We start from the raw sequence: 23,880 nt of genomic DNA, 5'->3' as shown, positions 1-23,880 counted from the left end.
ACAATTTAAATACCAAATTATGAAAACTGACACTAAAAATTTTATAAAATTCGATGCTGAATTATGGAATTAAAGCTTTTAGATCTTCCAGAGTATTGGCCTCTTCAATTTTCTTATCGGTACGCCAGCGCAAAATTCTTGGAAACCTGGTGGCAACGCCACTTTTATGCCTTTTGGATTCAGCGATACCTTCAAAAGCGACTTCAAAAACATGATGAGGTGTCACACTTCTTACCGGTCCGAATCGCTCTAAAGTATTTTTCTTGATCCAGGCATCTAATTTTTTAAATTCGGCATCGGTTAAACCGCTATAAGCTTTTGCAAAAGTGACCAGTTCTTCCTTTTTCTCGTCCCATAAACCAAAGGTATAATCGGTAAACAAATTGCTGCGCCTACCGTGACCGCGCATGGCGTAAGTAAGTACGGCATCGATAGTAAGCGGATCTACTTTCCATTTCCACCAGTCTCCTTTTTTTCGACCAACCAGATATGGCGAATCCAAACGCTTCAGCATTAAACCTTCAGATTTCACCTCTCGGGATCTTTCCCGTTCTTCAGCAACTTCTTCCCAACTTGTAAATTGAATGGTATGTGATAAATGCAGTGGAAGCTCATCAAATTTCACTTCAGTATATAATTTCTCTAAAATCGCCCTACGATCCTGAAAGGCCATTTGTCTTATATCGTCGCCCTGCCATTCTAAAACATCATAAGCTTTTAGAATTACCGGCGTTTTTTTAAGCAGACTTTTGGAGATGGTTTTTCGGCCAATGCGGGTTTGTAAATCCTTAAACGTGCCTATTTCTCCTTTTGGGAATGGCAGAATCTCTCCGTCGATTACCGTCCCGTTTGGGATCACGCCCACAAACTTTTCGAACTCTGGATATTTATCGGTTACCAGCTCTTCCCCGCGGCTCCACACGAACAATTCGTCATTTCTAATAATTATCTGCGATCTAATCCCATCCCATTTATGCTCTGCACTCCAATCGCTCACATCACCCAAATCTTCCGGCTGGTCTTCAATAGCATAAGCCAGGTAAAAAGGATAAGGTTTCGATAAAAAATCTTCTTCATTTTCTTCTAATATCAGCTTGGTATAAGTGGTTTTCGCGGGATTCCAATCGCCCATTAATTTATAGGCTAAAATATCTTCGTCGATACTAGTGGCTTTAGAAAGTGCACGTGTCATTAACTTCTGACTCACGCCAATTCTAAAACTTCCGGTAATAAGTTTGGTAAAAACAAAACGCTCGTAATAATTTAAACTAAGCCAATTTTCTTTTAAATATTCCTTTTTCTCTTCTTCAGATCCTGGTTTTAGATCGATAATTTCCTGTAGAAACTGACTCAGACTTTTTTCTGAAGAGGCTGACGAAGGCGGAATAACCAAAGCAATAGTTTCTGCCAGATCCCCGACAATATGGTAGGATTCCTCGAATAACCATAACGGAATATTGGCAATTTCTGAAGCCCACAACCGCATTAAAGTCGTATTTACCGGTCTTGGCGGCCGGCGATGGGAAAGAATGGCGATGGTCCAGACCTTATCGCGATCTGGCGCATTGTTAAAGTATTGGGTTAATGCTTCAACTTTTAGCGTGGTTTTGTTGGTGCTATCCAGCGTTTTTATAAGTTCTGCAAACTGTCTCATGCATCTTCGGTTTTAGAAGTTTGCTCGGCATTTTCTTCTTCATATTGGGTTTGCTCGGTACGGGCATCATATCCAATTTCACGCAGGTATCGTGAAAAAATATCGGTATAGCCATGGGTACAAATTACTTTTTCAGCTCCGGTTTCTTTTATCGAAGAAAGCAATCCCTGCCAGTCACAATGATCTGAAAGTACAAATCCGCGATCGATAGCCCTTCGCCTCCTTGCGCCCCGAAAAGTCATCCATCCGCTTGCCGATGCTGTAACATACGGCACCATTTTTTTGATCCATGGCGTTCCATGCGCACTTGGCGGTGCTACCACTATATTCCCTTTAATTTCTTCTTTTTTTACATCACGGGTAATTCTGGTAGTTTCGGGCATTTTTAATTGAGGTCGCAAAACTTCGGTCATATTTTCTATGGCTCCATGCGTGTAGATTTTCCCGATAGAGGTATCTAGATACTTCAGTAATCGTTGCGCTTTCCCTAAAGAATATCCAAAAATCACCGAGGTTCTTCCTTCAGACTGGTTTTGTTGCCACCAGTTATTTACTTCAGCAAAAACCTCTTCCTGCGGCTGCCATTTAAAAGCAGGTAAACCAAAGGTGCATTCAGTAATAAAGGTGTGACATTTTACAGGTTCATAAGGTGTCGCTACGCCATCGTCCTCGGTTTTATAATCCCCTGTAAACACCCAAACTTCGCCTTTATATTCTACCCTTATTTGTGCTGAACCAATAATATGCCCTGCAGGATGAAACGAAAATTTCACATTATTGATCGTAAAGGTTTCACTCCATTCTTTACCGCTTACATTAATATCTCCCAACCGGTGTTTAATAATAGGTATGTTGCTATGATGTGTGATATATTTTTTATGTCCCCAGCGTGAATGATCGGCATGTCCATGCGAAATAATCGCCTTATCTACCGGCCGCCAGGGATCCAGATAGACATCGGCCTGGGCGCAGTAAATTCCTTTGTTATTAAAAGCCAAAAGGGGAGTATTTCTCATCAGGATATTACATTTTTTGCAACTTCTCTGATGAAATTAGGCAAAATAGAAAGGCTAAAAAAGGGATTAAGAAAAGATTAGCGAATGTTATATAATTGAAAATTCGTAAATTTTAAATTAAAATATCTTATCATTATTTATATTTGCAGCCAAAATCCCTTAACATGTCATTTTCAGATTTATTCGGCTCGGGAGAGCATTTAAGAAATTTAAGTCATTTTGCGGCAATTGTAAACCTTGCTGCTGTAGATGGTGATATTAATGAAGCCGAAGAGAGCTTATTAAGACGTTTTGCCAGAAAACTGGATATTACAGAAAGTGAATATGAAAAAGTACTGGAAAATCCTAAAGCATATCCATTAACTCCTTCTCATGATACCGAAAGACGCCTGGAGCGCCTTCATGATCTTTTTAGAATTATCTTTGCCGATCATCTTATTGACGATGAAGAAGCCGAATTGATAAAACGCTATGCCATTGGGCTTGGTTTTTCCAATCATGCCTCAGACGCAATCATCAAAAGATCGATACAAATTTTTGGTGGACAAATTTCTTTTGAAGATTACCAATATTTGCTAGAGAAAGAGGACTAATCTCCAAATTCTTTCATAAACGCTTCGGCTTTTTCGACCATTTTTTTGCTTCCACAGAAAATGGCAGATCGCTCATGTAATTCAGTAGGCATTATATCCATAATACGCTGATAGCCGTCACTGGCTTTACCACCGGCTTGTTCAACGATAAATGCCATAGGATTACATTCGTATAAGAGTCGAAGTTTTCCTTTGTTATACTTTGTACTTTTTGGATAAAGATATATGCCCCCTTTTATCATATTTCGATGAATATCTGAGACCATCGAACCAATGTACCGCGAAGTATAAGGGCGATCACCTTCTTCTTCCTGGCAATATTTTATATATTTTTTCACCCCATTGGGGAAATGGGCATAATTCCCTTCGTTAATAGAATAAATATTGCCGTTCTCAGGGAATTTCATATCGGGATGCGACAAATACCAGGATCCCAACGCAGGGTTTAATGTGAAACCGTTTACACCATGTCCCGTGGTATAGACTAACATGGTTGATGTTCCGTAAATAATATATCCCGCAGCTACCTGTAAATTTCCGGGCTGTAAAAAATCTTTTGAAGTAACGGGAGTTCCCAACGGAGTGACTCTTCTATAAATAGAGAAAATAGTTCCTACAGATACATTTACATCGATATTAGAACTTCCGTCCAGGGGATCCATAAGCACCACATATTTGTTTTTATGATCGTTACGGCTACCGGAAATGGTTATAAATTCGTCATTTTCTTCAGAAGCGATCCCGCATACAATCTCCCGATTGGTTAACGTTTGGATAAACGTGTTATTGGCAAACACATCTAATTTTTGCTGATCTTCTCCCTGAATGTTTTGTTCACCAGCCGCACCGGTAATATCTACAAGCCCTGCTTTATTTACCTCGTGATTTACTACTTTTGCCGCTAAACGGATAGAACGTATTAATCTGGACAATTCTCCTGTAGAATAAGGGAAATCCTGTTGGTTATCGATGATAAATTCACCAAGTGTTGGTCTGGTCTTAGTCATTTTGATTACGTGTAGTTTATTATCAAACTTATTGAAAAAATGCCGTTTTACATCGTTTTCGAAAAAAATTTAACAAAATTTAAAATTCTACTTAAACATCTTTCAAAATGAAAATAGAAGTTAGAAAAGCTATAAAACAAGATATGCCCGCGGTGCTTAAACTCATTAATGAATTGGCAAAATTTGAGAATGAACCCGATGCGGTAGAAATTACCGTAAAGGATTTAGAAAATGATGGTTTTGGAGATCAGCCGCTATTTGAATGCTTTGTTGCTGAAGCTGATGGTAAGATCGAAGGCATGGCGTTGTTCTACTATCGCTATTCTACCTGGAAAGGAAAAACAGTACATCTTGAAGACCTGGTAGTAAGCGAAGCTTTTCGCGGCAAAGGTGTTGGTGGTGCGTTATATACTGAAGTTATCGCGTATGCTAAAAAACAAGGTTGTAAACGAACCGAATGGGTGGTTTTAGATTGGAATACCAATGCGGTAGAATTTTATAAAAACAGTGGCGCGACAGTTTTTGATGAATGGAGAACTGTACAAATGGATGAAGCTGCCATGGCATCTTTTTGCGCTAAAACCCGTTAAGATAAAGCTAAGTCCCATAAAATACTGTAACTTCTAAAAGCATATTCCTATTTTTGTTAAAATCAAATTAAAAATTATGGAATATCAGATACGCGAAGCTAAAAGAGAGGACATGCCAAAAGTCCTTGAATTAATAATGGAACTGGCAAAACACGAAAATGCGGCAGATCAGGTTGAAATCACTCTAGAAGACCTGGAAACCGAAGGTTTTGACCATGGCAATTTTAAATGTTTTGTTGCCGATGTAGACGGTAAACTTGCCGGAATGGCGCTTGTTTACTTCAGGTTTTCTACCTGGAAGGGGCGCACCGTGCACCTGGAAGACCTTATCGTTACCGAGAGTATGCGGGGAACCGGTTTAGGAGGCGCTTTATACAATCAGGTTGTAAAATATGGTTATGAACATGGAGTAAAGCGTGTAGAATGGGTAGTTTCTGAAGGAAATAAAAATGCGATCGAGTTTTACGAAAATACTGGAGCCGACATTAAGAAAAACTGGTATACGGTACACATGAATGAAAACGTTATTAAAAAGAATATTGAAAAATAACGAATGAAAGTCTTCAAATTTGGGGGAGCTTCTGTAAAAGATACAGTAGGTGTAAAAAATGTACTAAAGGTGCTGCAAAAGCATCATAATCCAGATAAACTGATTGTAATTTCAGCCATGGGTAAAACTACCAATGCCCTAGAAGTTATTATTCAGAAATATTTGAGTGAACAACCTACCGAAGCCGAAATTGAAAGCTTAAAACTGTTTCATGTAGACATCATGAACGGACTTTTTGAGAATAAACAGGCCGCAGTTTTTGAAAAAATCAATCAGTTTTTCACCAATCTCAGGAATTTTCTTCAGCATAATAAATCGAAACAATACGACTTTGTTTATGACCAGATTATAGGTTTTGGTGAATTAATTTCTACGACCATCGTAAGTGAGTTTTTATCAAGAAACGGGGTTAGAAATACCTGGATCGACGCTCGCGATTTTATAAAAACCGATAGTACCTATCGTGATGCAAAAGTAGACTGGGAAGCCACCCAAAAAAATATTATTACCAAATTATCCCCTGAAACCATTACGATCACACAAGGTTTTATTGGATCTGATACTAACAATTTCACCACGAGCCTGGGACGAGAAGGCAGTGATTACACCGCAGGAATATTTGCATACTGTTTAAATGCCGAAAGTGTGACCATCTGGAAAGATGTGCCCGGTGTTTTAAATGCCGATCCCCGTGAATTTACTGAAACGACTTTATTAAACCAAATCTCTTATGAAGAAGCGATTGAGCTGGCTTTTTATGGCGCATCGGTGATTCATCCAAAAACGCTACAGCCTTTACAGCAAAAGGAAATTCCGCTTTTTGTAAATTCTTTTTTTCATCCAGAAGACGAAGGCACAAAGGTTTGTAGAGGAAATGGATGCGCAATAGTTCCGCAACTACCCTGTTTTATCGTAAAGAAAAACCAGGCCTTAATCTCTTTATCTTCCCTGGATTTTTCGTTTATGGTCGAAGAAAACATTAGCGAAGTATTTCAGCTTTTTCATCAATATCAGATGAAAGTTGACCTTATACAAAATTCGGCCATCAGCTTTTCAGTATGTGTGGATAATAAATTTAACCAGCTCGAAAAATTAATTCAACACTTAAAAGCAAAATTCCGCGTTGAATATCAAACGGGAGTTTCATTATATACCATTCGGCATTTTAATGAAACTGCGATCAATTCCGTAGAAAAAGGAAAGAAAGTATTATTAAAGCAGCTTACACATAACACGGTACAGATGGTTACCGCCGGTTAAAAACCTTAATGCTTTTTGTTTGCTATATTTGTTTAAAACCAATTAATCAATGGGATTTGTAACCGCCAAAGAAGTAGCTCGAGTAATGAATCTCGAGAAAATGGGTTTTCTGGGAACCACAGCAGGCTGGGTGATTTTAAGAACCACGAAGCTTTCCAGATTAAATAAAGAATACCAAAAACGTAAAAACCTTAAAGGTGTAGACTTTATAGATTCTATACTTGAAGGTTTTGAAATTCAGTTCGACATCCCAGAAAAAGACCTGAAGCGTATTCCCAAAAATGGCCCTTTTATCACTATTTCTAACCATCCACTTGGCGGTATTGATGGGATGATTTTAATGAAACTTTTATTAGAACAACGGGAAGATTATAAAATTATAGCTAATTTTTTATTGCACCGCCTGGATCCTTTACGACCGTATATTATGCCGGTGAATCCTTTTGAAACCCATAAAGACGCCAAATCTAGCGTTGGCGGGATTAAAGAAGCCATTGCGCATTTGCGCGAGGGCCATGGGCTAGGCATGTTCCCCGCGGGTGAAGTTTCCACTTATAATGATGAAAAATTAATTGTAGATAAACCCTGGGAACCGGTGGCCATGCGTTTAATCCAAAAAGCCAAAGTTCCCGTTGTCCCTATTTATTTTCATGCAAAAAACAGTACGTTTTTCTATCGTTTAGCGTCGATGAGCGATGTATTAAGAACGGCAAAACTGCCCAGTGAAATGTTATCGCAAAAACGCCGAAAAATAAATGTGCGCATTGGAAACCCAATATCTGTAGAAGACCAATCTGAATTTAAAGATCTGGAATCCTTTACCGCCTATCTGCGTCGCAAAACCTATATGCTGGCTAATGTTTTTGAAAAAAAGAAGCTTTTTGAGAAAATTCCTCATACCTTAAAACTGCCAAAACCTCCAAAAAAAATCGCGACAGAAATGAAATCTGAGCTTATGGAGGCTGAAGTTGAAAACTGCCGTGAACTGGATAAGCGCCTGCTCATTTCCAAAAACTATGAGGTATTTCTAGCAAAACGGGAAATAATTCCCAACATCGTACAGGAACTGGGACGATTGCGTGAAATCACCTTTAGGGAAATTGGCGAGGGCACCAATAATCCGGTAGATTTGGATCCTTTTGACGATTATTACTATCACCTGTTTCTTTGGGATAACGAAACCAAAAAAGTAGCCGGTGCGTACCGAATGGGAATGGGCGCCGAGATTTTTAAAGATCATGGCATTAATGGCTTTTATCTACAGGACCTCTTTCGATTTGAGCCAGAATTGTATAAAATGATGAGCAAATCTATCGAAATGGGTAGGGCTTTTATCATTAAAGAATACCAGCAAAAACCAATGCCGCTATTCTTACTCTGGAAAGGTATTGTGCATTGCACCCTGCGATTCCCGGAACATAAATATCTTATTGGCGGGGTAAGTATTAGCAATAAGTTTTCTAACTTCTCTAAATCTCTAATGATCGAATTTATGCGCTCTAATTATTACGATCCTTATGTAGCGCAATACGTTAGACCAAAAAAGGAATTTAAGGTAAAGCTTGAAGATGCCGACAAAGACATTGTTTTTGATAAAAGTGAAGCCGATTTAAATAAATTCGATAAAATTATCGATGAAATAGAACCTGAAAATCTACGATTACCGGTACTAATAAAAAAATACATTAAGCAAAACGCCAAAGTAATTGCTTTTAATGTAGACCCCTTATTTAACAATGCGGTAGATGGCTTAATGTACATAAGAATTGCTGACCTTCCTGAAAGCACCGTAAAACCGGTAATGGAAGAATTTCAGAAAGAACTGGAGGAAAAGCATCAAAACAATCAGTAAACAATCTCTTGTAAATCCATAAGCATTATCAGAAAATTATTTTTTATAAGAAGATTACCTCCTATACCTGTTAATTTAGTGTTATACCTGCGTTGAGCTTAGGCAATTTTTATATCGATTATTATATTACCCTAAAACAAGTAAAAAACAATGGAAAAGATATTGATTGCCGGAGCAACCGGACAAACAGGAAAAAGAATTATTGAAATACTGAACAGCTCCCAAAACTTTAATCCTGTAGCCATGATCAGGAAAGAAGAACAAAAACAGATTTTTGACGATATGGGTGTTGAAAGTATTATGGCTGATCTTGAAGGCGATGTAAAACACGCTTTTGAAGGGGTAGACAAGGTTATCTTTGCGGCAGGTTCTGGCGGAAGTACTGGCCCAGAGAAAACAACGGCGGTAGATGAAGAAGGAGCTATAAAAATGATCGATGCAGCGAAAGAGCATGGTGTAAAAAAGTTTGTTATGTTAAGTTCTATGGGAACAGATCATCCTGAAGATGGCGGAGACCTAGAACATTATCTACGTGCAAAGAAAAAAGCTGACGACCATCTTCGTGAAAGCGGTGTCCCTTTTACCATTGTACAACCAGGAAGTTTAAGTGACGAGCTTGGCCGAGCTCGTGTAAAAGTTGCTGAAAAACTTGGTGAATATGGCGAAATTGCCCGCGACGATGTTGCTTTTTTAATGGTGATGTCTTTAGCAGACCCATTAACTAAAAACATGAGTTTTGAAGCGCTAGAAGGAGAAACTCCAGTGAAGCAGGCTTTAATAGAAATAAGCGGGATTGGATAATTTCGTGACTAATTTTTGACCTTAATTAGGATGGCAATAGCCATCCTTTTTTATAAATATTGTTTCACAAAAGCCCTACAAAAATCTTTAATCCCCTGTCTGGTAGCCTCAAAGGCTTCATGGATTTGGCGACTATTTCCTTTTACCGCTGAAGGATCTTTAAAATGCTGATGTATTCTAACGGCTTTAGATGAAAAGTCCACAGGACAATGGTCTTTAGCATGATCGCAAACACTAATAATATAATCGAAATCGATATCCTTATATTCTTCTATCAGATTGCTGGTATGTGCTTCAATATTAATCCCATCTTCCTGCATCGTAACGATGGCATGTGGGTTCACCCCATGTTTATCTATTCCCGCGCTATAGACGTTCGCCTTTTTATAGGCAAAATAATTTAAGTAACCGTGCGCGATCTGGCTACGGCATGAGTTTCCTGTACAAAGCACGAGAATGTTTTTCATAGGCGTATTATTTCAGATAAAATTTCAGCAATCATAGGCCGAAATAATGATAAAAAAATCATGAATATCGCTAAAATAAGAAGCTTTAAAACATTTCCTGTTTCGATAGTGTTAAGCATTCAGGACATTTCAGAGAAACTTTAATTCGAAGGTTCACAAAATTCAATTTCATTCCTTTCAGCATCTAAAATTCCCAAAAAAACCGCAATAAGGAATTATATTGTGCCCCGAACTAAAAGCAGGAGTTAAAATTTGGAACTAATGTTAATAAAAAAGCTACCTGAAATATGGAATATCGCAGGCAGCTTTTTACTAATTTTATGGAATTCGAGTTATTTATTCCTCGCCCTTACCAAATTGCTTAATGATTTTATTGGCAATTACAGTGGCCAATTTTTCATGAGATTCTACCGTCCAACCGGCCACATGCGGACTCAAAATTGTATTTGGCATAAACATAAGTTCACGCATCGCTTCTGGCACTGGCTCGGCAGCACTAATCGCTACATTCTTCTTGTTGGCAAATAAGCTTTCGAATGAGGCTTTTTCGTATTCTAAAACGTCTAATCCAGCCCCTAAAACCTGTCCAGATCGTAGGGCAGCCACTAAATCTTCAGTCACTACATTTTTACCGCGTGCCGTATTAATAAACCAGAATGGTTTTGCGAAAGACTCGATAAACTTTGCGTTAACCATTTTATCGGTTTCTTTTGTCCACGGGGTATGCAAACTTACTACATCACATTTTTTAGTGAATTCTTGCCAATCTACCTGGGTAGCATTGCTATCGTCTACATCGTCTTTAATATCATAGCAAAGTACTTCTACATCAAAACCTCTTAGCTTTTTAGCGAAGGCTTTTCCCATATTTCCGTAGCCAATGATTCCTACGGTTTTTCCATCAAGCTCGATCCCACGATTCTCTTCACGGTTCCAAAGCCCTTCTCTCACTTCTCTATCAGCTTTGTTCAATTTATTGAAAAGGGATAACAACATTCCCAAAGTATGCTCTCCTACGGCATTGCGATTACCTTCTGGGGCCGAGAATAATTTCACTCCACGTTCCTTTGCATAGTCTACATCGATATTTTCTAAACCGGCGCCTACTCTTGCAATAAATTTTAGGTTTGGGGCCGCATCAAGAAAAGCCTTATCGATTGTGTACCTACTTCTTATTACAATCCCATCGTATAAATGCTGGTTTTGTAATGTTTCTTCCCTGCTTTGAGTAAACCCTTCAATATTGTGATGCCATGCATCTGCCAATAACTCAATCAATTTAGGGTGATTCGTATCGGCGTGTAAAATGATCATTTTAAGCGATTTTTATTAATATATAATTTGTGATTTTTAGCTGAAACATAACTATCCCTTAACCAGTTAAGTTTAGAATACCAGATACCTACCTGCCTACTATTTTTTCTAAAAAAGATATGATCTGAATTTATAGCAGATTTCCCCGAAGAAAAAGGGTTAAAATCGCTTTCTAAATTTAATCGTTGAAAAGTGAAAAGTGTCATATTCAACCGCTACAATAGCCTACAAATTTAAACAAAGCTGGGCATATGAAGAAAAAATAAACCGATTTCTTAGAAGCCTAATATGGCTTTTGCGATTAAAAAATAGGTAAGAATCCCAAAAACATCATTACTGGTTGTGATAAATGGTCCTGTGGCTACTGCCGGATCGATATTATTTTTATCTAAAATTATTGGGATTACGGTACCAATCATCGCCGCCAGTAGTATCACTGAAATTAAAGCTACTCCAACACTTAGGGATTCCGTATAACTGGTTTCAAACCAAACGCTGCTTATAATAAACACAATGATCGCAATCGAGATTCCGTTTACCAAAGCCAGTGAAATTTCTTTAAATAATCGCTTTGCGATAATATTCCCTTTTAAACTACCGTTAGCCAGCCCCTGCACCACTATAGCGCTAGATTGCACACCCACGTTACCCGCAGTCGCCTGGATAAGGGGTACAAAAAGCAATAATTTAGGAAAAACTGCCATACTCCCCTGAAATCCACTAATAATCCCAGCTGCTCCTAATCCTCCAAACATTCCTATTAAAAGCCAGGGCAGTCGCGCTCTGGTTTGTTTAAAGATATTATCATCGGCTTCTACACCTTCAGAGATACCTGCAGCCATTTGATAATCACGCTCGGCTTCTTCTTTAATAAAATCTACAATATCATCTATGGTAATCCTACCAACCAATCGTCTCATTTCATCAATTACAGGAATCGCTTCCAGATCATATTTTTGCATGATCCTGGCCACTTCTTCGCCTTCGGTATGTACAGTTACATAATCTACATTTGGGATATAAACATCCCTTATGTTTTCATTGCTTGCTGCGGTAAGTAAATCTTTAAGGGAAAGTCTTCCTTTTAAGCGATTTTTATCATCTACCACATAGATAGAATGTACACGGGTTACATTTTCTGCCTGGGCACGCATCTCGGTCATACAACCGGTAACGCTCCAGTTCTCGTTAACCTTTACCAGCTCTTTTGCCATTAAACCACCGGCTGAATCTTCAGGATAACGTAACAGTTCTACGATATCTTCAGCATGTTGCTCGTCCTTAATTTCAGAAATCACCTGCTTCTGCAACTCGGGCGAAAGCTCGTTCATGATATCGGCAGCATCATCGGTATCCATTTCTACCAACTCATCTGCGATCTCTTTGGCAGATAAGGTTTCCAAAATACGCTCCCTCACCCCTTCTTCAAGCTCCATTATAGCTTCAGAAGTTTTTCCGCTATCAAGAAGTCTTACCAAATAGGTCGCATCGTCCAGGCTAAGCTCTGTAATAATTTCAGCAATATCGGCATGGTGAACTTCCTCTAAATGCAATAACAATTCTTCATCATTTCTTTCTTCAATGAGGAATTGAATTTTCTCAATTAGTTCGGTGCTAATTTGAAACTGCATATGGCTCGATATTTAAGGTAAGTGAAATAAAATCCTTTGTGCTGAGCTGTTCTGGCCGCTTGCCAAAGATAGCATCTTCCCTTAAAGTATCGGGTAAATTAAGACTTTTTAAACTATTTCTTAAGGTTTTACGACGTTGCTGAAAGGCCATTTTAACAATTCTAAAAAGTAAGACTTCATTACAGGCTAAATGGAAATCCTCTTTTCGAATTAACCGAAGCACTCCACTATCCACTTTTGGTGGCGGATTAAATACTGAAGGTGAAACGGTAAACAAATATTCAGCATCATAAAACGCCTGAGTTAATACTGAAAGAATACCATACGTTTTGCTCCCTTCTTTTTCACAAATTCGTTGAGCGACCTCTTTTTGAAACATCCCCGAAAATTCTGGAATCTGGTCTCTCATTTCTAATACTTTAAAGACGATTTGGGAAGAGATATTGTAAGGAAAATTACCCGTTACCGCAAACGGCTTATCTCCAAAAACCTGCGTAAGATCGTATTTTAAAAAGTCCTGTTCGTGAATTCTCCCATGAAGCTGAAGGTAATTGGCGTTTAGATATTCTACACTTTCAGTATCGATTTCAACAACATGAACCTCAGTGTTTTTTTGAAGCAAGAACTTAGTAAGCACGCCCATTCCCGGCCCAATTTCCAAAACATAATCGTAACCGGAAAGCGACAAGGTATCCCCAATCTTTTTGGCTATATTTTCGTCTTTAAGAAAATGCTGTCCAAGATGTTTTTTAGCCCGTACCTGCCCATTTTGATCTTCTTGCCGGGATGGTTTATAGTTTTTCTTAAATTTCTTCTTGCTCATATTGTTTGTTTTTACAACAAATTATTGCTCGTCCATTACCTGAAGTTCAGTAGAAAACTCTACAATCTTCCCTTTAAAAACCTGACTTTTGGAAAGCATATTGGCGTGATCTTCTACATAAAAGGTTTTTAGATAGGCCATACTTTCAGCCGTATATTGCACCGAATACGTGATCCCTCCCATAGGCTCTTTGGTAAGCACTTTGGTCATTAAAGCTTTGGTAAATTTACCGGTATCTAGCATTGCAGGAATATATTCAGCTTTCATCCATTTTAGCCATTGTGCATGGACTTCTTCCTGAACATTTGTTGTGACGTTATAAATAACCATTTTCTAAAATTTAGTCCTGAATTTGCAAAAGTACGAATCCAAAGCCTTGTGACAAGACTATAAGTTGGGAATACCAAAAACTAATAAATTAAATAACTGGCGGTAAATGAATTCAGCGTTTTCTCTTCCGAAGAAAAGAAAGGACAAAATTAAGCGGAAATAGTAATTGTGCTGCAACGGTAACGGCTGCGGTGATAAGCATAAACAACATCAAAGTTTGCTTAAAAGCATAATCTATCTCTAAATTTTCAACATAGCCGTAAAAAACCAACAAAATCAAAAACCCAAAAATGCTTATAAAAACATGGTAAGCCGTCATCCAGCTGATCAATTCCCTGTTGAATATATCCATTAGCCAATATCCTAAACCAAATATGGCAAAAAATATGACAATGAGTTCTGCAAAAACCAGGTGGTTAATTACGAAATAAGTTGCATGAATATTTAATACCAAAGAATGCTCTTCATTGAACAAACCGTACATAAACACAAATGGGATAAGCACCCAGAATAATTTATAGGATTTTGATAATAACTGCCTCATTCTATGTCGTCGCCTCTTAGCAACCTGTATTTTTTCCTAGACTCAGTAAAATAAATACTATCCTCAAAATTAAACAATATCATCTCATAATATTGCCGGGCTTTCTCTGGCAACTTCAGTTTATTATTATACATCTGGGCCAAATTCCAGGCTGCATTATCGGCTAATAAATCCTGACTATAATTATCCAATATCGCCAAATAGTTTTCTTCGGCTAAAAGATACTGTTCTTCTAATTCGTAGAGCTGTGCCTGCTTAAATAATGCTTCATCTTCAATTTTCTCACCTTTATGTGCTTGTAATAATTGCGTTAACTCGGCAATCGCCTGTTTATTTTTCCCCTGATAAGCCAGTAAATCGGCATGTGCATACTTTTTAAGGGCAACCTGATTAGAGTCCAGGGAATTGTCTTTAATCATCAGGCTAAGCTCCATCGCATCGTTTGCGATTAACTGAGAAGTCGATTTCTTTAGAACGTCCAATTGTGTTTGCGCCCACTCAAAGTCGCCTTTATAATAGCTGGTTTTTGCCACTTTGAATTGTGCATCCTGGGCAATTTTATCGTTATTGACCATTTTTTGCACCTGAGTATAGGTAATAAGTGCTTCATTAAATTTTTGCTGAAGTACCAAAACATCGGCAATAGCCATTTTTATACGAGCTATCTCATATGCGTTTACAGACATATTAAGCAGAGTTTTAAGCAGATTTTCTGCTTCGGCAACTTTATCTGATTTAAAGGCCAAAAACAAACCAAAATCGATTTGTAACGGAATGGTTTCTACGGAATTTGCATATTCTTCAACAACATGGCGAAAATCATCTTCGATTTCAGGATATTGTGAGGGCGTTGCCGTGGCTATCTGTAAACTTATTTTTAGCTGTTTTGCGTTCAATTTTAAAGAAGCCGGGGCTTCTTCAATAATAAAATCGGTTACTGTTTTTGCAGCTTCCAGATCTTCTGCGTTTTTCGCAGCATAAGCCAGATTCATGATGCGGCTTAAATTGGGAATTGCAGACCGCCTATAAATTGCTTTTTCCTGAATAAGCGCTTTATTATATTCTTTTTGCTGAATATACAACCAGCTTAACATCTCGTTATAAAAAGGATTGGGATTGGTTTGCAGTCGTTTTAAAAGAGTGGTCCTAAGCAAAATATTAGGTTCGGCTGAAGCATCCTCAGTAATGAATTCTCCAAATTCCCGATTTGCATAAGGGAAATACTTCTGGTCTTTCATTACTAAATCCAGGTAACTTTCAAACATTTGCTGAAGCTCCCCCTGCTCGCCATACAGCCTGGCCAGTTTTAGCTCCAGGCCGGCATTTGGCATTAATTGGTTCGCTTTTTTATAGGCAGCGGCGGCGTTATCTAAAAGATTATAATTTTCAAATTTCAGCCCTATGCTAAAGGCTTGTTTTGGATCTTCTTCAAGAAAGGTCAGGGCTTTTTGATAATATTGCTCAGCTTTGGCTTCGTTTCTCTGTAAAGCGAAATTATGCCCAATATCAATTAATAGCGTTAAGTTTTTTGGGGAACGCTCTAATTGCTGTACAAGCATTTCTTCTGCCTCATCAAAACGCTCTAATTGCTGTAAAGAACTAATCACCCCCTGAAAAGCGCGGATATCGTTATTTTGTTGCTGTAGCGTTTTTTGATAATACGATAAAGCCTTCTCGTATTCCCCTTTAGCAAAAAAATTCTCGGCCAGTTGCAGGGACTGTGCATCGACTGCAATTGAACAAAGAAAAACTGCTATGATTAAAATAAAAAAGCGCATCCTGTAAATATAACAAAATGCGCTTCTTGTTTATATAATTCACTTATTTAATCGATCATATCGAAACCGGTATAAGGCACAAGTGCATCTGGAATTTTAATTCCGTTTTCTGTCTGGTAATTTTCTAAAATACCTGCTAATACTCTTGGTAGCGCTAAAGCACTTCCATTAAGGGTATGTACCAGTTCTTTCTTCCCCTCTTTATCTTTATAGCGTAATTTTAGACGATTGGCCTGAAAAGTCTCAAAATTTGAAACTGAACTAATTTCTAGCCATCGATCCTGCGCGGTAGAGAATACTTCGAAATCGTAAGTTAAGGCAGATGTAAAACCTAAGTCTCCACCACACAATCTTAAGATACGATAAGGCAATTTTAGATCTTTCAGTAATCCTTTTACATGATCTACCATCTTATCTAAAGCGGCATAAGAATCTTCTGGTTTTTCAATCCGTACCAACTCTACTTTATCAAATTGATGTAAGCGATTTAAACCCCGTACATGGGCTCCATAAGATCCTGCTTCTCGTCTAAAACAAGGCGTATACCCCGTACAGGCTATAGGAAAATCCTTATCGGTTAATAGATTTTCACGGTACATATTGGTCATAGGTACCTCGGCCGTTGGGATCATATAAAGATCGTCTGCGGTGATATGATACATTTGTCCTTCTTTATCTGGCAATTGTCCCGTACCGTAACCCGAAGCTTCGTTGACCATTAAGGGTAACTGATATTCTGAATACCCCGCCTCAACTGCTTTATCTAAAAAGTAAGAAATTAAAGCACGCTGTAATCTTGCTCCTTTTCCTTTATAAATAGGGAAACCTGCCCCGGTTACTTTATTCCCCAGCTCAAAATCGATAATGTCATATTTTTTTGCCAGTTCCCAGTGTGGTAGTGATCCTTCTGCTAAAACGGGAATATCCCCTTCTTTATACACTTCCTCGTTATCCTCTTCAGAACTTCCGGCGGGAACAATCTCATTGGGCACGTTAGGAATGGTATACAGCAGTTTTTCTAAATCTGCAATGGTATTTGATAAAACTTCAGAATATTGTTTTGAATCTTCTTTTAATTTTCCTGTTTTTTCTTTTAAAAGATTGGCTTTTTGATGTTCTCCGTTTTTAAACATCAATCCAATTTGCTTAGACAGCTTATTGGATTCGGCCAAAGTATCATCAAGTTTGGACTGAGTGGATCGACGGGTTTCGTCTAAACTCAATACCTCATCAAAAATAGATTCAGCATCAAAATTTCTCTTTTTCAGCGCTTCGATATAAGCATCTTTATGCTCTCTGATGTTGTTAACTTGTAACATAAGGCCAATTATTTTTATTGCCGTTAATAATAATTTGAAGTCGCAAATGTAATAAAAGCGGGGCTAATTATTCCTCTAAATTAGAAGGCAAAATCCAATCATGATGGGCAAAATAATTCCATTCTTCGTTTGCTATATCTACTTTAGGGTCGATTAACTTTTCGTAAGGCCTGCCATTAACAGAAACCTTTGCATCCACAAAAACCTGAATATCTTTTCCTTCCTTTTCATATTCACGTTTTAATCGTTGCGCAAATTGCCAAATCACATCGGGTTTGGTACTTATTACCCTTCGTTGTTTTCTGGAAAGATATTTATGTTTATTAACCCTAATAGTATCTGTTGTTCCTTTCTCTACCACCTTAAAGGTAGAACGTCCGCTTTTAGTTCTTAGCATCATTCGCCAGCTTAAGCGGTGACCTTCCTCTGTCCAAAGTACATTGTCTTTAATTAACCAGTGCCTTAGCGGTAAAGAAATTTGGATCACAAACCATAAAACAATGGTAAGTTTTAAGATTGCACTGTTTTGCGGTACTATTACCTGGTCCCCGTCATAATGTTCTTTTTTATTTCGCAGCAAGTATTTATTGACTTTCTCTGTAGGAAAAAAGAAAACACAAAAGGCCAAAGACAAATAAGGAAATATCCCAATATGAAAGACAAAACTATTAAATAGATGAAAAAATATCGCAAGAAGGAAAAATGGAACCCGTGTTCGTCGCCACAACAACATAGGCACAATTAATAAATCGAATATTAATCCAAAATAGGCGATCACCCACTTTATCCATGGTTTCTGAAGAAATTCACCTACCAACCAATAATCTCTCCTACCTCGCATTAACAATTCTGGAACCGTACCATCTAACCAGTCTGGATATAATTTTGCTACTGAAGCATAAGTATAAACAATCCATAGCTGCACCACTATAAAAAGCCATACCCAACGCGGCATCGAGATCGATCGTATTGCTTTATTTTTCCATGCATCATAAGACAAGGCTTTATGCGCCGGCAAGAAAGTCATAATAATGCAAAGCAACATTAAAAGGTAATAATGGTTATTATAAGACGATTTTTGCATTAAATAGACCGATGCCCACATAATGGTATAGCAAAACATCGAAAATCGATATTTAAAACCTATCATTACCAGGATACCAAAAATTCCCATCACCGCATAATAGTAATACATAAGATCACCGGGTAAGGGTTGTAAAAACTCTAATCCTATAAAGTTAAAGGTAAAATCTGGTTCGACCAGGGTTCTCCTAATCCAGCCTGTAAAAATCCCTCCAATAGCTTCAAGCGCAATTAATAATCCAAAAGCCATTCTAAAGAATATTAAAGCTGAATTATCTACCCGCTTAAAAAGCCATCTATTCCACATAATTATCTTTTATATATTGTTTTGAAAAAGCCTCGTCCTGCCTCATGGCAAGTTTTAATTCTTCTACGGAATTGAATTTCTTTTCGTTCCTTATTCGAATTAAAAGATCTATTTTTAAGCGTTTCCCATACAGGTCTTTATCCAGCTTAAAGAAAAAACTTTCGATAGTTCTTGAAGTTCCTCCTACGGTTGGGTTTGTACCAATACTCATCATCCCAAAGTACTGTTCTCCTTCAATTGTAGATCGTACCACATAAACGCCATTTTTAGGAATAAGCTTATAATCGTCAGCAACATTAATATTTGCCGTTGGATAATTAAATTCTTTACCCAGCCCTCTACCTTTAACCACTTCTCCTTCTAAAGAAAATGGATGTCGTAAATAATTATTCGCTTTTTCTACCCGTCCTTCTTCAAGCGCTGTTCTTATTTTAGTTGAACTTACGGCTACTTCTTCAATATCCTGACGGGTAATTTCTTCGACTTCAAAATTAAATTCTTCCCCAAATTTTTTAAGATCGTTGATATTCGCAGTACGGTTTCTTCCGAAGCGATGGTCATAACCAATAATTACTTTTTTGGCCTTTAATTTTTCTACCAGTACTTCTTTCACAAACTCTCTTGCAGTAAGTCGTGAAAATTGCATGGTAAAAGGATGAATCACCAAATGATCTATCCCGGTTTGCTCCAAAATATCGGTACGCTCCTCTATGGTATTAATTAATTTAATCCCGCTTTCTTTCTGCAAAACCATTCTTGGATGCGGAAAAAAAGTAAGGATCACCGATTCCAAATTATTAGCCTGGGCACTATCTACCAGACGTTTTATTATTTTTTGATGCCCTGCATGCACTCCGTCAAAAGTACCAATAGTCACCACTGTTGACTTATTACTTTTAAATGCATTTGCTCCTTTGTGTATTTCCAAGGCTTTTTATTTTCCGTTAAATGAATTCATTGTATTAGAAACACCTGCTGTGGCAAAAGACTCAATCAACTCGGCCGACTTTTTTAAACGCTCGGGAAGTTGCTTAAGCTCTTCTTCACTCCATTCTCCTAACACGTAATCGATTTGCTGGCCTTTAGAAAATTCTGCACTAATCCCAAATCTAAATCTATTATATTTTGTGGTATTAAGCTGCGCCTGAATATCTTTTAATCCATTATGCCCGCCATCGCTACCCTTGGTTTTAAGGCGTAACGTCCCAAAAGGCAAATTAAGATCGTCTGTAACCACCAGTAAATTTTCTACAGCGATTTTTTCTTTCTGAAGCCAATAATTAACTGCCTTTCCACTAAGATTCATGTAAGTACTGGGTTTTAGTAATACAAAAGTTCGTCCTTTATATCGAAATTGGGCAATATCACCCAGCTTTTGTGTAGTAAAAACAGCTTCTTGTTTCGCTGCTAATTCATCCAGAATTTTAAAACCTATATTATGTCGTGTATTTTCATATTTTGGACCAATATTCCCAAGGCCCGCGATTAAAAACTTTTTCATGGGATCAATTTCTTCTTCTGCAGTTTTCTTATTTTTTAAAATTCTTCCGAAGAACGACAGCATTTTTTATTTCTTTTCGGTAAAGATAAAATTTTCACTGCGCTTTTAATAACGGTGATGCTAAAGTTCTTGCAAAAAAATATCCCGTATCATGCTGATACGGGATATCGTGTAAAATAATGCTTTTAAAAAGACTATTCTTTTACTGCTGCAACATCATCAGTTTCTGTAGCTGGCACATCTTGTGCGTCATCTTCATCCTCATCATCGTCATCAAGTGCAACGATATTACGAGAAGTTCTAACCTGACAAATTACAGTGTTATCTGGGTGCTGAATTTTGTAATCTTCGCTTTCAACGGCAGTTACATATAATTTCTGACCAATTTTAAGTTTTGTAACATCTGCTTCGATGTAATCTGGAAGTACTCCTGGTAAACCACGTACTTTTAAACGACGTAAGTTATATCTTAATACACCACCATTTTTAACACCACGAGCAACACCTACAGTATGGATTGGAATTTCCATAGTGATTGGTTTGTTATCGAATATTTCGTAGAAATCAACATGAAGAATATTATCAGTTACTGGGTGAAACTGAATATCCTGAAGAATTGCATTGTACTTTTCTCCACTCTTCAACTCGATTACTACTGTGTGAACATCTGGTGTGTACACTAAGTGCTGGAATGAAATTTCCTCGGTTGTAAAGTGTAATGGTTCTCCATCACCACCGTACAATACACAAGGAACCTGGCCAGCATTACGTAGCGCTTTAGTAGCTTTTTTACCTACGCTTTCTCTTTTAGATCCTTTGATCGTAATTGACTTCATTTCTTATTTATTTTTAAGGAGTGCAAAATTGCAACATTTTGCTGAAATATTAAAGCCTGATTCTAAATTTTTTAGCAGAATAGATTTACATTAAAAATTTAGAGCTTATAGAACGATTTCCGTGTACCCGTTGCATTACATCTGCAAAAAGTTCGGCACAACTTACCACTTTTATCTTATCACATTTTTTTCTTAGCGGAATAGAATCGGTTACAATAAGTTCTGAAAGTTTAGAATTTTCTACACGCTCATAAGCACCTCCTGAAAGTACGGGATGCGTACAAATTGCTCTAACACTTTTAGCTCCGCGCTCCATCATAAGATCGGCTGCCTTAGTCAATGTTCCGGCAGTATCTACCATATCGTCTACCAATACCACATTTTTACCGGTCACATCACCAATTAATTCCATATGCGAAATAACATTGGCCTTTTCTCTTTGCTTATAACAAATTACAACATCGCTTTGCAATTCTTTTGAATAGGCATAAGCTCTTTTAGAACCTCCCATATCTGGAGAAGCTATGGTTAAATCTTCGAGATTAAGACTTCTTAAATAAGGTAAGAAAACGGTAGATGCAAATAGATGGTCTACCGGCTTTTCAAAAAAGCCCTGGATCTGATCGGCGTGTAAATCCATCGTTATGATTCGGGTTGCTCCAGCAGTCTCAAGAATACTCGCGATCATTTTTGCCGCAATAGGAACTCGTGGCTTGTCTTTTCTATCCTGTCGCGCCCATCCAAAATATGGCATTACCGCAGTGATATGTCGTGCAGAGGCACGTTTTGCGGCATCGAGCATTAAAAGCATTTCCATCAGGTTATCTGCACCCGGATTTGTAGAACCAATAATAAATAGTCGTGCTCCACGTACAGATTCCTCAAAAGACGGCTGATACTCACCATCACTGTAAGTAGAAGTAATTACATTCCCAAGTTTGATACCGTACGAAGCAGCAATTTTCTCTGCAAGATCCCGACTTTGGGTACAGCTAAAAATCTTAGCTTCGGTTAAAGAAGTACTCATTGTTGTGTTGTTTAATTTTAATTAATAGTTGCGATGCAAATTTAGAAATTAATTCTTTGTTAAGAACTTCAAATAGTAATTCTATTAGAAGCATTAAAACAACACAAAAATTTTTAGCCAATTCTAAAAATAACAACCACGACCACCACTTTTTGCTCGCTTATTTTTATTATTAGAAGAGTTAAAAATGGTAAAATATACACTACAAAAAATTTGGTTTACCCTACCATCATCCGAGCTGTAATTATACACATTACCATCTGCGGCCTGTAAACTTAAGATTTGCCGCTTGTTAGAATCTGCTGTATAGTCATATTTTACACTAAGCCCGATCCAGTCCTTAATATCATATTTTACACCAAATTGAATAGCCCAGGAATTGATAATAATTTCTGGTTCCCGTACCTGAGCACTATATTCCTTATTAAGAAAATGCTGATAAGCAGGACCTGCAAAAACGCTGAAGTTATTAAAGATTTCTGCACCAAATAACGCAGAAGCACTAATTTTATCTAGTTTATAAGAAGTATCTAACCTTCTTAATTTGTAATGTAATGTGATATTACTGTATTCTATTTCTGGACGAACAAAAAATACGGGAGAGAAATTATATTGTCCAAAAATACCACCGTGAAACCCAACATCAGAGTCTGGTAAAGTTCCGGTATCTGAAAAATCCAATGTTTCAAAAAAATTGACTCCTCCTTTAACACCAGCGGTAAATTCTTGCGAAAAAACTTTTGGGGTTAAAAAAAAGGCCATTAATACCATTAAGGTTAGTCCTTTATACTTCATAAACGTTTTAATAAATTGGGGGCACAATTCTCGGTGTAAACTTAAACGATATTTTAGAATATTAATTGTAAAAGAAACCTATTTTAATCTAAAAATCCGTTAAAAAAAAAGCCCTACGCATGTAGGGCTTTATGTTCCAATCACTTAGTACCTTGGGTGGGAATCGAACCCACACTCTCGAAAGAACTGGATTTTGAATCCAGCGCGTCTACCAATTCCGCCACCAAGGCAATTGGACGGCAAAATTAAAAAATTATTTGATATCTAATACCTTTTTTTATAAAAATCGGATTATCTGTTTTTGATTATCCGCAATTAGTCATAACCTGTAATTCCTGCTATAACGAGCCTATCGAAGAGTTTTTCTCCGAAATATCTTCTGTTGAGTTTGTAGATAAATTCATTCAGGTATAACTGTAGGTACTTTCCCTTGATCTTGTTATAGTTGCCCACGAAGTTCTTCTTCGCATTGCTGATGGTAATGTGCACCCACCGCAGTGTCTCTTTGGTAAGCCCTTCGCTGGATTTTTCGGAGATATGTAGCTCCACATAGTCCGATATATCAACATAGGAGGTACTATCATCACTTAGGACAATGCTTTTTTCATCAAAACTTTCTTTAACGGCCTCATTGATCCCTTCTGCCTTATGGTGATCCAGCACTTTTGCCTTAAAGTAACGGCACTGACTGCTTTTCTTACCAGTATCGATATCTTCCAGTTGCTCTGATTCTGCCATTACCGCAACATTGGATTTGCCTGCTGCACCTCGGCCACGTTTGCCTTTGGACTTTTCCACCTTT

Annotated in this window: 24 protein-coding genes and 1 tRNA gene; 6 read left to right on the top strand and 19 right to left on the bottom strand. The window is 37.7% G+C overall.

Going from position 1 to position 23,880, the window contains the following annotated elements:
• Nucleotides 1-61: 61 nt before the first annotated feature.
• Together L1967_RS00125 and L1967_RS00120 are read right to left on the bottom strand one after the other, a co-directional pair.
• Complete coding sequence (locus L1967_RS00125) at nucleotides 62-1,654, bottom strand: ATP-dependent DNA ligase (RefSeq protein ID WP_249599686.1); 1,593 nt, start codon at nucleotides 1,652-1,654, stop codon at nucleotides 62-64.
• Nucleotides 1,651-2,670: a ligase-associated DNA damage response exonuclease gene (locus L1967_RS00120; RefSeq protein ID WP_249599685.1), complete on the bottom strand. Its 1,020-nt coding sequence runs from the start codon at nucleotides 2,668-2,670 to the stop codon at nucleotides 1,651-1,653. The genes L1967_RS00125 and L1967_RS00120 overlap by 4 nt, the downstream gene beginning before the upstream one ends.
• Before the next feature lie 164 nt (nucleotides 2,671-2,834).
• On the opposite strand from L1967_RS00120, the gene L1967_RS00115 reads away from it, so the two are divergent.
• Nucleotides 2,835-3,263: a TerB family tellurite resistance protein gene (locus tag L1967_RS00115; protein ID WP_249599684.1), complete on the top strand. Its 429-nt coding sequence runs from the start codon at nucleotides 2,835-2,837 to the stop codon at nucleotides 3,261-3,263.
• On the opposite strand, the gene fbp is transcribed toward L1967_RS00115, so the two are convergent.
• On the bottom strand, nucleotides 3,260-4,270 hold the full coding sequence (fbp, locus tag L1967_RS00110; RefSeq protein WP_249599683.1) for a class 1 fructose-bisphosphatase: 1,011 nt from the start codon (nucleotides 4,268-4,270) through the stop codon (nucleotides 3,260-3,262). The genes L1967_RS00115 and fbp overlap by 4 nt on opposite strands.
• A 107-nt stretch (nucleotides 4,271-4,377) precedes the next feature.
• Here fbp and L1967_RS00105 point away from each other — a divergent pair, with 107 nt between their 5' ends.
• From L1967_RS00105 to L1967_RS00085, 5 genes are all read left to right on the top strand, one after another.
• Nucleotides 4,378-4,860: a GNAT family N-acetyltransferase gene (locus tag L1967_RS00105; protein ID WP_249599682.1), complete on the top strand. Its 483-nt coding sequence runs from the start codon at nucleotides 4,378-4,380 to the stop codon at nucleotides 4,858-4,860.
• A gap of 76 nt (nucleotides 4,861-4,936) precedes the next feature.
• A complete protein-coding gene (locus L1967_RS00100) occupies nucleotides 4,937-5,410 on the top strand; it encodes a GNAT family N-acetyltransferase (protein WP_249599681.1) in 474 nt (157 codons plus the stop codon).
• 3 nt (nucleotides 5,411-5,413) lie between these two features.
• The gene (locus tag L1967_RS00095) at nucleotides 5,414-6,670 is read left to right on the top strand and encodes an aspartate kinase (RefSeq protein WP_249599680.1); all 1,257 of its coding nucleotides are present in this window, start codon (nucleotides 5,414-5,416) and stop codon (nucleotides 6,668-6,670) included.
• A gap of 49 nt (nucleotides 6,671-6,719) precedes the next feature.
• On the top strand, nucleotides 6,720-8,522 hold the full coding sequence (locus tag L1967_RS00090; protein ID WP_249599679.1) for a GNAT family N-acyltransferase: 1,803 nt from the start codon (nucleotides 6,720-6,722) through the stop codon (nucleotides 8,520-8,522).
• Between the two features lie 150 nt (nucleotides 8,523-8,672).
• Nucleotides 8,673-9,323, top strand: coding sequence for an SDR family oxidoreductase (locus tag L1967_RS00085; protein WP_249599678.1), 651 nt, complete (start codon nucleotides 8,673-8,675; stop codon nucleotides 9,321-9,323).
• A gap of 50 nt (nucleotides 9,324-9,373) precedes the next feature.
• Here the strand turns inward: L1967_RS00085 and L1967_RS00080 are convergent, their stop codons facing one another.
• From L1967_RS00080 to L1967_RS00005, 16 genes are all read right to left on the bottom strand, one after another.
• Complete coding sequence (locus tag L1967_RS00080; protein ID WP_249599677.1) at nucleotides 9,374-9,790, bottom strand: arsenate reductase ArsC; 417 nt, start codon at nucleotides 9,788-9,790, stop codon at nucleotides 9,374-9,376.
• A gap of 336 nt (nucleotides 9,791-10,126) precedes the next feature.
• Nucleotides 10,127-11,104, bottom strand: coding sequence for a 2-hydroxyacid dehydrogenase (locus L1967_RS00075; RefSeq protein ID WP_249599676.1), 978 nt, complete (start codon nucleotides 11,102-11,104; stop codon nucleotides 10,127-10,129).
• 275 nt (nucleotides 11,105-11,379) lie between these two features.
• A complete protein-coding gene (gene mgtE, locus L1967_RS00070; RefSeq protein ID WP_249599675.1) occupies nucleotides 11,380-12,735 on the bottom strand; it encodes a magnesium transporter in 1,356 nt (451 codons plus the stop codon).
• Nucleotides 12,719-13,558 carry a 16S rRNA (adenine(1518)-N(6)/adenine(1519)-N(6))-dimethyltransferase RsmA gene (gene rsmA / locus L1967_RS00065; protein WP_249599674.1) on the bottom strand — a complete coding sequence of 280 codons (840 nt, stop codon included), beginning with the start codon at nucleotides 13,556-13,558 and terminating at the stop codon, nucleotides 12,719-12,721. Before rsmA ends, mgtE begins: the two co-directional genes overlap by 17 nt.
• 21 nt (nucleotides 13,559-13,579) lie before the next feature.
• On the bottom strand, nucleotides 13,580-13,888 hold the full coding sequence (locus L1967_RS00060; RefSeq protein WP_249599673.1) for a DUF4286 family protein: 309 nt from the start codon (nucleotides 13,886-13,888) through the stop codon (nucleotides 13,580-13,582).
• A gap of 112 nt (nucleotides 13,889-14,000) precedes the next feature.
• Complete coding sequence (locus L1967_RS00055) at nucleotides 14,001-14,432, bottom strand: hypothetical protein (RefSeq protein WP_249599672.1); 432 nt, start codon at nucleotides 14,430-14,432, stop codon at nucleotides 14,001-14,003.
• On the bottom strand, nucleotides 14,429-16,210 hold the full coding sequence (locus L1967_RS00050) for a tetratricopeptide repeat protein (RefSeq protein ID WP_249599671.1): 1,782 nt from the start codon (nucleotides 16,208-16,210) through the stop codon (nucleotides 14,429-14,431). The genes L1967_RS00055 and L1967_RS00050 overlap by 4 nt, the downstream gene beginning before the upstream one ends.
• 47 nt (nucleotides 16,211-16,257) lie before the next feature.
• Nucleotides 16,258-17,529, bottom strand: a complete 1,272-nt coding sequence (gene serS, locus L1967_RS00045; RefSeq protein WP_249599670.1) for a serine--tRNA ligase — start codon at nucleotides 17,527-17,529, stop codon at nucleotides 16,258-16,260.
• Between the two features lie 67 nt (nucleotides 17,530-17,596).
• Nucleotides 17,597-18,919 (bottom strand): HTTM domain-containing protein, encoded by a 1,323-nt coding sequence (locus tag L1967_RS00040; protein ID WP_249599669.1) that lies wholly within the window; start codon nucleotides 18,917-18,919, stop codon nucleotides 17,597-17,599.
• On the bottom strand, nucleotides 18,909-19,847 hold the full coding sequence (locus L1967_RS00035) for a bifunctional riboflavin kinase/FAD synthetase (protein WP_249599668.1): 939 nt from the start codon (nucleotides 19,845-19,847) through the stop codon (nucleotides 18,909-18,911). Before L1967_RS00035 ends, L1967_RS00040 begins: the two co-directional genes overlap by 11 nt.
• A 6-nt stretch (nucleotides 19,848-19,853) precedes the next feature.
• Nucleotides 19,854-20,483 carry an aminoacyl-tRNA hydrolase gene (pth, locus tag L1967_RS00030; protein ID WP_249599667.1) on the bottom strand — a complete coding sequence of 210 codons (630 nt, stop codon included), beginning with the start codon at nucleotides 20,481-20,483 and terminating at the stop codon, nucleotides 19,854-19,856.
• Between the two features lie 131 nt (nucleotides 20,484-20,614).
• Nucleotides 20,615-21,256 (bottom strand): 50S ribosomal protein L25/general stress protein Ctc, encoded by a 642-nt coding sequence (locus tag L1967_RS00025; RefSeq protein WP_249599666.1) that lies wholly within the window; start codon nucleotides 21,254-21,256, stop codon nucleotides 20,615-20,617.
• A gap of 85 nt (nucleotides 21,257-21,341) precedes the next feature.
• The gene (locus L1967_RS00020) at nucleotides 21,342-22,283 is read right to left on the bottom strand and encodes a ribose-phosphate pyrophosphokinase (RefSeq protein ID WP_249599665.1); all 942 of its coding nucleotides are present in this window, start codon (nucleotides 22,281-22,283) and stop codon (nucleotides 21,342-21,344) included.
• Between the two features lie 123 nt (nucleotides 22,284-22,406).
• Nucleotides 22,407-23,078: an outer membrane beta-barrel protein gene (locus tag L1967_RS00015; RefSeq protein ID WP_249599664.1), complete on the bottom strand. Its 672-nt coding sequence runs from the start codon at nucleotides 23,076-23,078 to the stop codon at nucleotides 22,407-22,409.
• Nucleotides 23,079-23,226: 148 nt separating this feature from the next.
• Nucleotides 23,227-23,308, bottom strand: a tRNA-Leu gene (locus L1967_RS00010).
• An 85-nt stretch (nucleotides 23,309-23,393) separates the two neighbouring features.
• Nucleotides 23,394-23,880 (bottom strand): IS1595 family transposase (locus L1967_RS00005; protein WP_249599663.1); only part of this gene is annotated, 487 nt, incomplete at its 5' end.

This window comes from Zunongwangia pacifica, from assembly GCF_023499215.1.
GTDB classification, from domain to species: Bacteria; Bacteroidota; Bacteroidia; order Flavobacteriales; family Flavobacteriaceae; genus Zunongwangia; species Zunongwangia pacifica.
This window is presented reverse-complemented; position numbering and strand designations above follow the sequence as displayed.

Coding starts and splice junctions, on each gene's coding strand:
- L1967_RS00125 (WP_249599686.1), bottom strand. CDS start 1,654: ATGAGACAGTTTGCAGAACTTATAAAAACGCTGGATAGCACCAACAAA.
- L1967_RS00120 (WP_249599685.1), bottom strand. CDS start 2,670: ATGAGAAATACTCCCCTTTTGGCTTTTAATAACAAAGGAATTTACTGC.
- L1967_RS00115 (WP_249599684.1), top strand. CDS start 2,835: ATGTCATTTTCAGATTTATTCGGCTCGGGAGAGCATTTAAGAAATTTA.
- fbp (WP_249599683.1), bottom strand. CDS start 4,270: ATGACTAAGACCAGACCAACACTTGGTGAATTTATCATCGATAACCAA.
- L1967_RS00105 (WP_249599682.1), top strand. CDS start 4,378: ATGAAAATAGAAGTTAGAAAAGCTATAAAACAAGATATGCCCGCGGTG.
- L1967_RS00100 (WP_249599681.1), top strand. CDS start 4,937: ATGGAATATCAGATACGCGAAGCTAAAAGAGAGGACATGCCAAAAGTC.
- L1967_RS00095 (WP_249599680.1), top strand. CDS start 5,414: ATGAAAGTCTTCAAATTTGGGGGAGCTTCTGTAAAAGATACAGTAGGT.
- L1967_RS00090 (WP_249599679.1), top strand. CDS start 6,720: ATGGGATTTGTAACCGCCAAAGAAGTAGCTCGAGTAATGAATCTCGAG.
- L1967_RS00085 (WP_249599678.1), top strand. CDS start 8,673: ATGGAAAAGATATTGATTGCCGGAGCAACCGGACAAACAGGAAAAAGA.
- L1967_RS00080 (WP_249599677.1), bottom strand. CDS start 9,790: ATGAAAAACATTCTCGTGCTTTGTACAGGAAACTCATGCCGTAGCCAG.
- L1967_RS00075 (WP_249599676.1), bottom strand. CDS start 11,104: ATGATCATTTTACACGCCGATACGAATCACCCTAAATTGATTGAGTTA.
- mgtE (WP_249599675.1), bottom strand. CDS start 12,735: ATGCAGTTTCAAATTAGCACCGAACTAATTGAGAAAATTCAATTCCTC.
- rsmA (WP_249599674.1), bottom strand. CDS start 13,558: ATGAGCAAGAAGAAATTTAAGAAAAACTATAAACCATCCCGGCAAGAA.
- L1967_RS00060 (WP_249599673.1), bottom strand. CDS start 13,888: ATGGTTATTTATAACGTCACAACAAATGTTCAGGAAGAAGTCCATGCA.
- L1967_RS00055 (WP_249599672.1), bottom strand. CDS start 14,432: ATGAGGCAGTTATTATCAAAATCCTATAAATTATTCTGGGTGCTTATC.
- L1967_RS00050 (WP_249599671.1), bottom strand. CDS start 16,210: ATGCGCTTTTTTATTTTAATCATAGCAGTTTTTCTTTGTTCAATTGCA.
- serS (WP_249599670.1), bottom strand. CDS start 17,529: ATGTTACAAGTTAACAACATCAGAGAGCATAAAGATGCTTATATCGAA.
- L1967_RS00040 (WP_249599669.1), bottom strand. CDS start 18,919: ATGTGGAATAGATGGCTTTTTAAGCGGGTAGATAATTCAGCTTTAATA.
- pth (WP_249599667.1), bottom strand. CDS start 20,483: ATGCTGTCGTTCTTCGGAAGAATTTTAAAAAATAAGAAAACTGCAGAA.
- L1967_RS00025 (WP_249599666.1), bottom strand. CDS start 21,256: ATGAAGTCAATTACGATCAAAGGATCTAAAAGAGAAAGCGTAGGTAAA.
- L1967_RS00020 (WP_249599665.1), bottom strand. CDS start 22,283: ATGAGTACTTCTTTAACCGAAGCTAAGATTTTTAGCTGTACCCAAAGT.
- L1967_RS00015 (WP_249599664.1), bottom strand. CDS start 23,078: ATGAAGTATAAAGGACTAACCTTAATGGTATTAATGGCCTTTTTTTTA.